The organism is Polaribacter reichenbachii, assembly GCF_001975665.1.
In the GTDB taxonomy this organism is placed as follows: Bacteria; Bacteroidota; Bacteroidia; order Flavobacteriales; family Flavobacteriaceae; genus Polaribacter; species Polaribacter reichenbachii.
In genome coordinates this window covers 3,345,469-3,358,501 of the sequence record NZ_CP019419.1, presented here as the reverse complement: position 1 = coordinate 3,358,501, position 13,033 = coordinate 3,345,469, and the positions used below count along the sequence as shown (strand labels likewise).

Below are 13,033 nucleotides of genomic sequence, written 5' to 3'. Positions count from 1 at the left end.
AAATTATGTCAGGACTATCGATAAAAAAAATAGCCATTTTAGGTGCAAGCGGAATGGTAGCTCAAGAAACGATAAAGGCATTTGAGAATGCAGGTTTTCAACTTAAACTCTTTTCTCGAAGCGTAAAGGCAGCTAACTACCCGAATCACGACACGGTAAAAGGAAACGTATTTAATGATAAGGACTTGGCATTGGCAATTAAAGATTGTGATGCCATACACATAACCTTATCGCAATTAGACGAGTTAGTTGCTGTACAGAAAATTGTACAAGCAGCCCAAAAACAACAGATAAAACTTATTAGTTATGTGAGTGGAGCTACTGTATGTAAAGAAAACTGCTCAAAGTTGTCATTTATATATGCCAAATACAAATCAGAACAATTGATTAAAGAAAGTGGCATTGCTTATATGATTTTTAGACCTACTTGGTTTATGGAGTCTTTGGCATTAATGATACAAGACGGCAAAGCCAATGTTATGGGTAAGCAACCACTTAAAATAAGATGGATTGCTTCGAAAGACTTTGGTGAGCATTTAGCCAGTGCCTATCAAAAATCAGAATGCTTAAATAAAGAATTCAGCACTTATGGTCCTGAAGGTTTGACAATAAATGAAGCATTGGAGCAATATATTAAAGTAAAGCACCCTACTATTAAAAAGGTTGCCAATGCACCATTTTGGATGCTAAAAACAATCGCCTTTGTATCTGGTAATAAAAAATTAAAAGAGATTATTCCTATGTTTGAGTATTTTGAAAAAACAAAAGAAGCAGGAAGTCCAGTGAATACAGAACGCTTACTCGGAAAATCAAAAATTACTTTGAAGGAATGGTTAGCAGCTTAAGTTGGTGACTAGAGTAATTTGTAGATATAACATCTAGAACACCAAGTTATTTAGATCAATTTATGACGCAAGTTTAGAATTCGGGCATTCTTTACCATATACAAAGTTTAATCAAAAGGTTAATGTCATTTCTTGATGTACATCAATGCTTGGCCTCTAAATAAGGACGAAATTTGAACTGTATAACAATTTTAAAATAACGAATAATGAAAAATAACAAAGTAGTCAATATCGGTTTATGGATTGCGCAAGGATTACTAGCAATTATGTTTATTATGGCTGGATTAATGAAAGCGACACAACCTGTTGAAGCACTTACAGAAGCTCTTCCATGGGTAGCAAATACTCCGCTTGCATTAGTTAAATTTATAGGAATTAGTGAACTTTTGGGTGGTTTAGGATTATTAATCCCTTCTATTTTTAGATGGAAACCTAATTTAACGATATTGGCAGCTCTTGGATTAGCCTTGGTTATGGTATTAGCTAGTGGATTTCATGCGTATAGAGGAGAGTTTTCTGCAATAGGAATGAATGTGATTTTACTAGGACTTGCACTTTTTATTGCTTGGGGACGAAGTAAAAAAGCACCTATACTTGCCAGGAATTAATGAGAAATTAATGGTTTTTAAATTACATAAGCTGATTTAAAACTACATACGACAATGTATAAAAGGAATAGCGGTTTAAGTTTACACTTGAACCGCTATTCCTTTTATTTAACAATATATTTATTTACATATAAGTGCATTTACCCCATATATTTTCACATATAAATATGTTCAAAACCCCAAAATAATCACCATAATAATTAAACTACCACAACTACATTTTATAGTTTTCGTAGCAATTCAAATCCTAAGAAATGGTAAGTGTACAAAGATTGAAACGGTCTGGATGCGATAGTAGAATAGGGGGGAGAATTTAAGTGAAGTATAGTAAACCTTAACAATTGATTTACTATTTCTTTGTATATTGATATCTTAAATAAAAAAAATATAAAACGTACTAAAGCTAAGCATTACTCTTGTAGTTTGTATTTATTAACTGATAAAAGTTATGCTTAATAGTCAGCCAACATATCCAATCAACCAATGAAAATCATAGAAAAAAATCAAAATCAATACAAAAATTTGGAAACTCATATACCGTAGAGTATATTTGTAAAATGGTAAGGTCGGAAAAAACTAGACAATTAATAATTGAAAAAACTGCTTCTATATTCAATAAAAAGGGATATACAGGAACGTATTTATCCGATTTGACTAATGCTACTGGATTGACAAAGGGTAGTATTTATGGCAATTTCAAAGATAAAAACGAAGTCGCTTTAGAAGCTTTTAAATTCAATTATAAATTTCAGACTCGTCAAATAATTGACAAAATAGAGAAAGAAGATAATTCAGTAAATAAATTAATTACATTTCTAAATCATTATAAAACATCATTTAAACCAATTTTTAAGAATGGAGGTTGTGCAATATTAAATACTGCTGTTGATACTGATGATGGAAATGAATTATTAAAAAAAGAAGTTGTAAAAACAATTCATAATTGGCACAAAAAAATTGTATCAATCTTAATTGAAGGAGTTAATAAAAACGAACTAAAAGAAATAGATATCGACCTATTTTCGTATCGAATGATTGCTATAATTGAGGGTAGCATTTTATTAGCAAAAACATTGAATAAACCAGAGATATTATTAAATAACATAGAACATCTAGAAACAGAAATTATACAATTAAAACAGAAGTAAAAAAATTTAATCACTCATATACCGTAAGGTATATGATACAGATATATAAATATGAAAAGAGTAGTAATAACAGGACTAGGAGCAATTACACCTATTGGAAAAAATGTAAAACAGTATTGGGAAAATCTATTGAAAGGAATTTCTGGTGCAAATAAAATAACACGTTTTGATGCAAGCAAATTCAAAACACAATTCGCTTGTGAAATAAAAGACTATGACGCTTTAGATTATTTTGACCGTAAGGAAGGTAGAAAACTTGATAGGTTTAGTCAATATGGATTAATCTCAGCAGAAGAAGCCATCAAAGATGCTAATCTCGATTTTTCGAAATTGGACACTAATAGAATTGGTGTGATTTTTTCGAGTGGCATTGGTGGCTTTGAAACCTTTGAAAAGGAAATAATTGATTATACAAATGGGAATTTCAACCCTCGTTTTAATCCGTTTTTTATACCTAAAATAATATCCAATGGTTTGGCTGGTATAATATCAATAAACAATGGGTTAAGAGGTGTCAATTATTGCCCTGTTACCGCTTGTGCTTCATCAACACAAAGCATTATTCAATCCTTTAATTATATCAGGTTAGGAAAAGCAGATATTATTATCGCGGGTGGTTCAGAAGCACCTATTACAGAATCTTCGATTGGAGGATTTAATGCTATGAAAGCAATGTCCACCAACAATGAAAATTTTAGTTCCGCTTCAAAACCATTCGACACAAACAGAGATGGCTTTGTTGTTGGAGAAGGTGCAGGAGCTTTGATTATTGAAAGTCTTGATTCGGCATTGAAAAGAAATGCTAATATTTATGCGGAAATTATTGGTGGAGGAGAAAGTTCAGATGCTTATCATATAACCGGAACACATCCCGAAGGATTAGGAGCATATTTAGCAATGGAAAACGGAATAAAAGAAGCCAAAATAACACCAAATGAAATTGATTATATAAACGCACACGCAACATCAACTGGTTTAGGGGATTTATCTGAGATTAAAGCAATCGAAAGACTGTTTAAATCAAGTATTGAAAAAGTACAAATTAGTGCGTCTAAATCTATGACCGGACATTTACTAGGCGGAACAGGTGCTATAGAAGCAATATCAACTTGTTTATCCGTGAAGACAGATTTAATTCCACCAACTGTTAACACAACCGAAATTGATAAAAACATACCGAAGGAATTAAACCTGTCATTAGGAGAAACGTCTTCGAAAAAAGTTAATTATGCGTTAAGCAACAGTTTTGGTTTTGGTGGTCATTGTTCGGCAATGATAATCAAAAAATACGTTGGCTAACAATGTGTAAAATTAATTGCTTGTTTCTAGCCTACTTACGAAAATCCTAGCGGATTTTCTATTCGGTTTTTATTTGCTAAATTAGGTGCTTAAACACACCACTAATCATACACAAACACGGTAGCTAATTAAATAAAACGAAATGTCAATAACAAAAGAATCTGAATTAATCGGAATGAAAAAAATTAGTGAAGTTGTTGGAACTACATTAAAATTAATGAGGGAATATGCTAAAATTGGAATGTCGACTAAAGAACTAGATGAATATGGTGGTCAAATTTTAAAGAGTTATGGTGCTAAATCTGCACCGTATAAAACTTATGGTTTTCCTGGCTATTCTTGTATAAGTGTAAATAAAGAAGCTGCACACGGAATACCATCAAATAAAAAAATATTAAAAGAAGGAGATTTAATTAATATTGATGTTTCTGCTGAACTTAACGGATTTTGGTCTGACAATGGTGGCTCTTTTGTTCTTGGAAAAGACATTCATAACCACCAACCGCTTGTTGATGCTTCTAAAAATATATTACGTAAAGCTATAAACAATATAAAAGGTGGAGTCAAAATTTCTGAAATAGGATATTTAATAGAAACTGAAGCAAAAAAGTCAGGATTTAAAGTTATTAAAAACTTGGCTGGTCACGGAGTCGGTAGAAGTTTACACGAAGAGCCTGAAAATATTTTAAACTACAGAGTGAAAAGTAACAGGGAAAGATTCAGAAAAAACACGACAGTAGCAATAGAAACTTTTATTTCAACAAATTCAACTGTTGCTGTAGAATTGAATGACGGTTGGACTTTAGTGGGAAATAAAGGTGGATATGTAACTCAACACGAACAAACAATACTAGTAACTGATAAATATCCTGTCATTTTAACAGAATCGAATGAAATTTGGAATTAAATAACTGGCTACAAAATCGTATATAATTTATTGCTAGTTATAGCCTACTTACGAAAGTCCTCGCGGGCTTTCTATCTGTGTTTTATTTAGTAAATTCATTACTTAAACAACACAACTTTTCTTATACAACAACGTTTTTTACAATAAAGTAAAACTATGAGTAAACTCTTAAAATGGCTATTGTTTTTTATATTTCTTTTAGCTGTTTCATATCTCTACCTTAAGCAAGATTTTCAAAAAACGGCTCCAACAATATATAAAAAGGTAATATAATAACGCTAAATGAGCAACAACCTTTAGTTGAAGCTATGTATGTTGCTGATGGAAAAATAATAGAAATAGGAACAAATAATCAGGTAGAAAAAAGCATTTCTACTAAAGCAACCATCATAGACCTAAATGGTGCTACTGTACTACCTGGATTTATTGATCCACATACTCATTTTTCTATTAGTATGTTTTTATCAAAAATGCATGATTTATCTGGATTTAAATTTAGCACAAACAAAGCTGTTTGGAATGAATTTAAAAGCATTGTAGAAGAAACAAATAAAGGAGAATGGATTATTTGCAAAGGCCTTGACCCAATATTAGTAAATGACTTAATTCCTCCTTCTATCGAATATTTAGATAGAATTGCTCCAGATAACCCAGTGCTTTTCTTTAGTCAAAGTTTACATAATTATTGGGCAAATTCTAAAGCTTTTGAAATGGTAGGTATACATAAAGCTACCCCTAATCCTTCTAACCACAGTTATTATGGTAAAGATAAAAATGGTGAACTCAATGGTACTATTGTAGAACAACTAGCTATAAAACCTTTTTTTGATATTTTAAAATCTGAGGTTTTAACACCAAAAGTATTAAGTAATGCAGCTGTAAAAACAATGTCTAATTATGCTAAAAATGGCAATACAACAATAGTATCTGCAGGAATTACGATTCAAGATAAAAAACCGTTAATGCTTTTTAAACATCTATCTAATGAAAACCCCAGCTTATTCGGTAGTTTATTAGAAAAACTTGGCTTTTTACCCAAAAGACAACAAAATCCAAGGCATTTTATGTATATGCGTCATGATATGGCACATTTAATGCCTATCAACAATAAAGAAAAAAATGATTTTTATGATATTATTGGTATCAAACATTGGTACGATGGCTCTCCGTATATTGGCTCAATGTATTTAAATAAAGACTATTTAAATACAGCATTTACAACTCAGAAATTACATATTCCCAAAAATCATAAAGGAGAAGCTTTAATCGAAAAAAATAAATTAAAAAACTTTATAAAAGAATATCATAATAAAGATTGGCAAATAGCAATTCACACACAAGGTGATGCTGCAACGAATGAAGTTATAGATGTTTTTGAAGAACTTGACAAAGTTATTGATTTCACAAAATCAAGACATCGACTGGAACACTGTTTACTTTTACAAAAGAGCAATATAGGTAGAATGAAAAAGCTGAATATTACCCCGAGTTTTCATATCAATCATTTATATTACTATGGTGATGCTTTAAAAAACAGTTTATTAGGAGAAGAACGAGCAGAAAATATATTACCATTAGGCTCTGTAAAAGAAAGTGAAATTAAATACTCTATTCATGCAGATCAACCTATGTTTATAAGCAATCCGTTTAGATTAATACAAACAGCTGTTGAACGCAAAACATCTTCAGGAGATGTTTTAGGTAACAATGAACGTGTAGCAGTTTTAGAAGCCATTAAATCATTAACAACATATGCCGCCTGGCAGATAAATATGGAAGACAAAATTGGCTCTCTAGAAAAAGGAAAATATGCCGATTTTATTATTTTAAACAAAAATCCTTTAACAATTCAAATTGATAAGTTGAGTACTATTAAATGCTTAAAAACATATATAAATGGTAATTTGACAAATTAACTGTTGTTAACACTTCTTAAAAAAATACTTAATTCTTAGTAATTTTTTATTTAGAAGATTAAATATATTTGCTACCAAAAACAAGGTGCGAAACATTATTTGTTTCTTGTTAATTTAAAGAATGTTATCCAGAATTATTTTATGAATAAAAATTTAGTAGCACTTCTAGTTTTAATGTTAATTGCATCTTGTACTAAAGAAAATGATATCCCATTTGAAGTTACACCAACAGTGCCTATAAATGAGATAATTACGATTCCAATCGTAGTTCATGTAATTAATTATACTCCAGATCCATTTCTTATTAGCGATGAAAAAATATTTTCTCAAATAGACGTTTTGAATCAAGACTTTAGAAAATTAAATCCAGATCACATAAATACACCTGATGAATTCAAGCATCTAGTCGCTGATGTAGGTATTCAGTTTCGGCTAGCAACAGTCGACCCCAATGGAAACCCAACAACTGGAATTATTAGAACAGAAAGCACAGTATTAGCTAGTGACGGACAAGAAGAAAATGGAGCAATTGAAGATCGTAAGCTCTATTTTACGAACAAAGGTGGGCAAGATGCTTGGCCCAATGATAAATATTTAAACATCTGGATTGCTGATTATTCAGATCGTTTTGGGAATTTAGCATTACCTGGTTATGCTAATCCACCTGGATCTGATATCAGAATAGATGGAGTAGTCATGGATCCAAGAGTATTTGGAACTTTAGAACCATTAGCCATTAATCATGAGTATGGAAGAACGGCCACACATGAAATTGGACACTGGTTAAATCTGAGGCACATTTTTGCTGGTGAACGAAACTGCGATTCATCTGATCTTGTAGATGATACACCAACTCAATTTGAATCTTACCTCGGGCAACGACCAACATATCCAAAAGTATCATGCGGTAGCAATGATATGTTTATGAATTTTATGGACTATGTAGCAGACGATGCCATGTATATGTTTACTAAAGGGCAAAAAGAAAGAATGAGAGCGCTCTTTAATGAAGGAGGTCTTAGACGTGAATTATACTTAAATATAAGATAAATCAATAGTTGCTAACTTAAGCTGTATAAAAATAATTGTGGTTTAGTGCTGAATCATATGTAATTTTATGTTTGTCTGTATCTGATTTAACTTCGAAAAATCCTCGTTAACAAACCCGCAACAAATCATTTAGAAACACCTTTAAAACCCTAAATAAAACCAAAATAGATAAACTATCACAACGCATTATAGTTTACGGAGCAATTTAAGTTCTATTAAAGGCAAGTATTAAAAGAGTGAAACGGTCTGGACGCGATAGGTGGAATAGGAGGTAGAATTTAAGTGAAGTATAGGTAAACCTTAATAATTAATTTGCTAATCTTTAGTATATTAATATCTTTAACAAAAAAAGTAAAATAGAAGTATTATCCTTGTAGTTTGTACTTAGAAATGTATAAAAGTGATGCTTATACAATAGTTGTAAGACATAAGAAAAAAACTGACGATTGACAAAAGAAAAGTACATTTCAGAATTAAAACTAAAGTTTGAAAGCTATGCCCCAATATCAGATCAATCTTGGGCATTAATTGAATCTATACTCACATTTCAGAAATTAGAAAAAGACGAAATTTTACTAAGGAATGGACAAATTGCAAAAAATATACATTTTATCTGTGAAGGCGCTTTAAGAGCATTTGTAACTGATTATGATGGAAACATCTACAATAAAAATATTTTTCTTGAAACAGATTTTGCGGGTTCAACAGTTTCATATTTATTAAACTCTCCTTCAAGCTTCACATTGGAAGCTTTGGAAGAAACTATTCTAATCAATCTTAATTATAAAAAATACAGGCAGTTAATTGAGCAAAATATCGACTTAAAAAACTTCTATATCGCTTATTTAGAAAATAATTGGGTTATAGAAAAAGAACAAAGAGAAGTTTCTTTAGTAATGGAAAATGCCACAGAAAGATATCTTAAATTATTAAAAAAGCACCCAAACATTGACCAAAGAATACAAAAGTTACATATAGCATCTCATTTAGGAATTACACCTACACAATTAAGTAGAATTAGGAAAACCCTAAAATAAAATTCCTTAATCAACATATGTAAAGTCATAACTTTATCGCTCATTTTATCTTTGAACTATTAATTAACATAAAAAGATATTATGAATTTTATAAAAAACTTAGAGTGGAGACATGCTACTAAAAAATTTGATTCTTCTAAAAAAGTTTCTTCAGAAAACTTAGAGTTAATAAAAAAAGCTATTCAATTATCACCATCATCTTACGGACTTCAATTGTATAAAGTACTTATTATTGAAAGTAAAGCACTAAGAGAAAAATTAAAAGCAGCTTCTTACGGACAAAGTCAAATAACGGAGGCTTCTCATTTAATTGTCTTTTGCAATTATTCAGTCGTTACAGAAAAACATATAGAAGAATACTTTGCCTTAAAATCTCAAATAGAAAAAGTTGATATTCTTGACTATAAAGGTTATTCTGAATTTATTAAAGCAGATATCAATAATAAGTCTCAAATAGAAAAAGATAAATGGACTTCTAATCAAACTTATCTTGCTTTAGGTAATTTACTAAATGCTTGTGCAGAACTTAAAATAGATGCCTGCCCTATGGAAGGCTTTGATGCTAAGGAATACAATAAGATATTAAATCTTGATGAGCAGGGTTTAAATAGTGCTGTTATTGCAACTATTGGTTATCGTTCTGCTAATGATTCTACTAGGTACGCTAAGAAAGTAAGAAAATCTACTGAATCCTTATTTGAATTAAGAAATCTTTAAATATATGAATAATTATGGGTTATTAGTATTAGCATTTGTTGGTGGTATATTTTTAGCAATGCAAGGAGGTTTAAATGCGCAATTGGGTGTTTTGTTAAGAAACCCTTTATTAGCAAGTTTAATTGCATTTTTTAGCAGCACTTTATTTGCCTTAGTATTTGTATTTTTAAATTTTAAATCGCTACCTACATTAATACAAATAAAGGAAGTTCCTTTCTACCTATGGTTTACCGGTGGTTTTTTTAGTGTTATCGGAATAAGTTTGTACTATTACACTATCCCTAAACTTGGAATTTCTACAATGATTTCTATTGGACTTTGTGGTCAATTAATTTTTGCTGTGATTGCAGGAAATTTTGGTTGGTTAAATTTACCTTTAGAACCAATAAACTTAAAAAAAACAATAGGAATAGTATCAATGATACTAGGAATCATATTAATTAATATAAAATGAACAGTATAAAATCAAATATTGAAAACTTGACTTCGCTATGGCAAACAATAAACGAACCATTCGACTCATATTTTAGTGAAATGAATTTTGATTATAGTTTAATTAAAAATTCTGAATGGCCAAATAGGCTATGGTTTCATCAAGAAATAAACAAAGACATTATAACATTAGCTAAAGAAAAAATAATAACGTGTTCTACAAATTTAACTATACCTTATTGGAATATTTACAATAGTAATTCTTTTGAAATACTTGAGCAATATGGATTTCATCTTAAGTTTGAACAAATAGGAATGTCATTAAAAACACCTGATTTAATTACTGAATTAAACACTTTAAATCTTAAAGAAGTGTCTAACGAAAAAGAAGCTCAACAATGGTCTATCCTTTTTTCTAAATCTTTTGGGTATTATATAAATCCAATATTATTAAAAACTCCAAATAGAAATACTAACTTCTATATTGCTTATGACAAAGATGAAGCTGTCGGAACAACCATTTTACATACAACAAATAAAGTAGCTGGTATTCATGCTCTTGGTATTATACCACAACAAAGAAGAAAAGGTTACGCAGAACAAATAATGAAACTTTTAATAAATCAATCTATAGAAGCGAATAGTGATTACATCACATTACAATCATCTAATATGGGAAAAGGATTATATTTAAAATTAGGCTTTAAAGAACAATTTATTATAAAAAATTACGCCTTACAAACCGTGTAAAATTAATTGCTAGTTAGAGCCTACTTACAAAAGTCCTCGCGGATTTTTCTTGGTTTGTGTTTTATATACTAACTTTAATATTTAAATCTGCAACTTTTTCTATACAAAGACGTTGTAAGCAAACTGAAAAAAACAAGCAGAATGAATGAAAATCTAAAAAAGAATGCTGTCGACTTTTACAAAATGGCTTACGAAGGTAATCCAAGAAAAGCAACGGAATTATATGTCGGATCGAAATATATCCAGCATAATACTGACGTGGAAAATGGAATTGAAGGTTTTATAGAATATTTTGAGCGAATGCAAACTCAATACCCAAATAAAACAATCGAATTCGTGCGCGTGATTTCAGAAAATGATTTAGTGGCTTTACATACGCATCAAATTTGGCCTGATAATGACGAATATGTGACAATGGATTTTTTTAGATTTGATATTAATGGAAAAATTGTAGAGCATTGGGACGCCATTCAGCAAATACCAAAAAACTCTGCCAACGAAAACAAAATGTATTAAGAATAATAGGGTGTTTTAAAATAGAAAAACTAGCATACAATAATGTGCTATTCTTTAGTATATTAATATCTTTAACAAAAAAAGTAAAATAGAAGCATTATCCTTGTATTTTGTACTTAGAAATGTATAAAAGTGATGCTTTAACAATAGTTAGCCACAATTACTACTCACACCATAAAATGATAGAATTTATTAATTTTTGTAAAAAAGTATCACCTCTTGATAATGACTGCATAATTGATTTAGATTCAATTGTAAAATTTAAAAAGGTAAATAAAAATGATTTTCTATTGAATGTTAATTCACATTCGAATGAATTATTTTTTATTAAAAAAGGAATTGTAAAATTCTGTTTTAATGGAGATGGAAAAGAATTTATAATGCGTTTTTTTGCGGAGAATATATTGTTTGCTGATATAGAAAGTTATACCTCTAAACAACATTCAAAATATGAAATAATTGCTATTGAAAACACAGAATATTATTCCTTACCTTTTTATAAGTTCGAGCAACTATGTTTAAAACATCATTCATTAGAAACTTTTTTTCGGAAATTTATGACAATTGCCAATCTAAATATGATGGAACGTATAAGTGAAATTCTTGAAGAAGATGCAAAAAAAAGATATGAGAATTTTATTTCAAAAAATTCTCATATACTGCCAAGAATAAGTTTAGGAGATTTAGCAAGTTATTTAGGAATTACACAGGTTTCTTTAAGTAGAATTAGAGCAAATAAATAACGTTTTTATCATTTGTTAAAAGAAGTAGAAAAATCACATTGTAAATTTGTTAGAGTATTTAAAAACGATAACAAATGACAGAAAACAATAATTTAAAAATAGTAAACAAACAGCTGAATTACGATAAGGTTTCTCTAATAAAACCTACAAAATCAAACTATATTCACATAGCTTCAGAAATTGATAAAAATTTTACACCATTTTTCATAACAACGAGTTATAAAAAGAAAAAGCTCATAAAGCAATGTAAAAATTGGTGTAAAGAGTTAAACCAAATTAGTGGTGTAATTGAAATCAGCCTTTTTAAGGCTACAATAATTCCACCAGGAATGGGAGAATATGTAAAAGAGAATTTAAATAAAATACATTTGGCAAAATTTGATTTTGTTATTTTAATTGAGGCTTCTTCAGAAAAAATATGCTCAGAAATTAAAAGCCATAGCACCTACAAAATGATGTTATGTGAAATAGAGAAAGTGTCAAGTTATTTTCAAGTAATGACAGCTTTAAATATAAAAAGAATTGGAAGTGTAAATCATAAAAAGCAAGGGGTATTTCTTTTTAATTATTTTTCAGCAGAAAATACAGAACAAAACTTAAAGGTTTGGGAATACACAGCGGGTTGGTTTGAAAAGGAAACTGAATTAGATAATTCGACTTTATTATATCCTTTAAATGAAAACATAACGACATATTCAATAGTTAATCATTGTAGATGGGATAAGTATATAGACATTTTACCAGATTTAATTTTCAAAAAGACATTTAAGAAATATGTCCTCGACAATTTTTATGCTAATAATGTTGGTGCACAACCGATTTTATATAAAGTAGTTGAATGACATTTGAAAAAATAAAGAGTCAAAAGAAAAACCATTATTCAAACCCCAATAACCTACACAAAAACCTTAACAATAAATTTGCTATAACTTAGTATATTAATATCTTTAACAAAAAAAGTAAAATAGAAGCATTACCCTTGTAGTTTGTATATATAAACTGATAAAAGTGATGCTTATATTATAGTTGTATGCAATAGAATTTAAAACAATATATCAAATAATA

At 29.6% G+C, this 13,033-nt stretch carries 14 protein-coding genes; all 14 read left to right on the top strand.

Features of this window, described 5'->3' with window-relative positions; genetic code table 11:
• Positions 1 to 5 precede the first annotated feature (5 nt).
• The 14 genes from BW723_RS14280 (at position 6) to BW723_RS14215 (ending at position 12,810) form a co-directional block, all read left to right on the top strand.
• Complete coding sequence (locus BW723_RS14280; protein WP_068359663.1) at positions 6 to 845, top strand: SDR family oxidoreductase; 840 nt, start codon at positions 6 to 8, stop codon at positions 843 to 845.
• Between the two features lie 206 nt (positions 846 to 1,051).
• Positions 1,052 to 1,453 carry a DoxX family protein gene (locus tag BW723_RS14275; protein WP_068359661.1) on the top strand — a complete coding sequence of 134 codons (402 nt, stop codon included), beginning with the start codon at positions 1,052 to 1,054 and terminating at the stop codon, positions 1,451 to 1,453.
• 557 nt (positions 1,454 to 2,010) lie between these two features.
• Positions 2,011 to 2,601: a TetR/AcrR family transcriptional regulator gene (locus BW723_RS14270; protein WP_068359659.1), complete on the top strand. Its 591-nt coding sequence runs from the start codon at positions 2,011 to 2,013 to the stop codon at positions 2,599 to 2,601.
• A 51-nt stretch (positions 2,602 to 2,652) separates the two neighbouring features.
• The gene (fabF, locus tag BW723_RS14265; RefSeq protein WP_068359656.1) at positions 2,653 to 3,900 is read left to right on the top strand and encodes a beta-ketoacyl-ACP synthase II; all 1,248 of its coding nucleotides are present in this window, start codon (positions 2,653 to 2,655) and stop codon (positions 3,898 to 3,900) included.
• Between the two features lie 142 nt (positions 3,901 to 4,042).
• Positions 4,043 to 4,807, top strand: coding sequence for a type I methionyl aminopeptidase (gene map, locus BW723_RS14260; protein ID WP_068359654.1), 765 nt, complete (start codon positions 4,043 to 4,045; stop codon positions 4,805 to 4,807).
• Positions 4,808 to 5,115: 308 nt separating this feature from the next.
• Positions 5,116 to 6,723 (top strand): amidohydrolase, encoded by a 1,608-nt coding sequence (locus BW723_RS14255; RefSeq protein ID WP_068359652.1) that lies wholly within the window; start codon positions 5,116 to 5,118, stop codon positions 6,721 to 6,723.
• Between the two features lie 231 nt (positions 6,724 to 6,954).
• A complete protein-coding gene (locus BW723_RS14250) occupies positions 6,955 to 7,773 on the top strand; it encodes a zinc metalloprotease (RefSeq protein ID WP_162274045.1) in 819 nt (272 codons plus the stop codon).
• 446 nt (positions 7,774 to 8,219) lie between these two features.
• Positions 8,220 to 8,810 (top strand): Crp/Fnr family transcriptional regulator, encoded by a 591-nt coding sequence (locus BW723_RS14245; RefSeq protein ID WP_068359648.1) that lies wholly within the window; start codon positions 8,220 to 8,222, stop codon positions 8,808 to 8,810.
• A gap of 81 nt (positions 8,811 to 8,891) precedes the next feature.
• The gene (locus BW723_RS14240; RefSeq protein WP_068359646.1) at positions 8,892 to 9,527 is read left to right on the top strand and encodes an NAD(P)H-dependent oxidoreductase; all 636 of its coding nucleotides are present in this window, start codon (positions 8,892 to 8,894) and stop codon (positions 9,525 to 9,527) included.
• A gap of 4 nt (positions 9,528 to 9,531) precedes the next feature.
• Complete coding sequence (locus tag BW723_RS14235; protein ID WP_068359644.1) at positions 9,532 to 9,981, top strand: DMT family transporter; 450 nt, start codon at positions 9,532 to 9,534, stop codon at positions 9,979 to 9,981.
• Entirely contained in the window at positions 9,978 to 10,709 is a 732-nt protein-coding gene (locus BW723_RS14230) for a GNAT family N-acetyltransferase (RefSeq protein WP_068359641.1), read from the top strand. The genes BW723_RS14235 and BW723_RS14230 overlap by 4 nt, the downstream gene beginning before the upstream one ends.
• Before the next feature lie 141 nt (positions 10,710 to 10,850).
• Complete coding sequence (locus tag BW723_RS14225; protein ID WP_068359639.1) at positions 10,851 to 11,225, top strand: nuclear transport factor 2 family protein; 375 nt, start codon at positions 10,851 to 10,853, stop codon at positions 11,223 to 11,225.
• 179 nt (positions 11,226 to 11,404) lie between these two features.
• Positions 11,405 to 11,968, top strand: coding sequence for a Crp/Fnr family transcriptional regulator (locus BW723_RS14220; RefSeq protein WP_162274044.1), 564 nt, complete (start codon positions 11,405 to 11,407; stop codon positions 11,966 to 11,968).
• A 74-nt stretch (positions 11,969 to 12,042) separates the two neighbouring features.
• Positions 12,043 to 12,810: a hypothetical protein gene (locus tag BW723_RS14215; RefSeq protein WP_068359635.1), complete on the top strand. Its 768-nt coding sequence runs from the start codon at positions 12,043 to 12,045 to the stop codon at positions 12,808 to 12,810.
• The last annotated feature ends 223 nt before the right edge of the window (positions 12,811 to 13,033 follow it).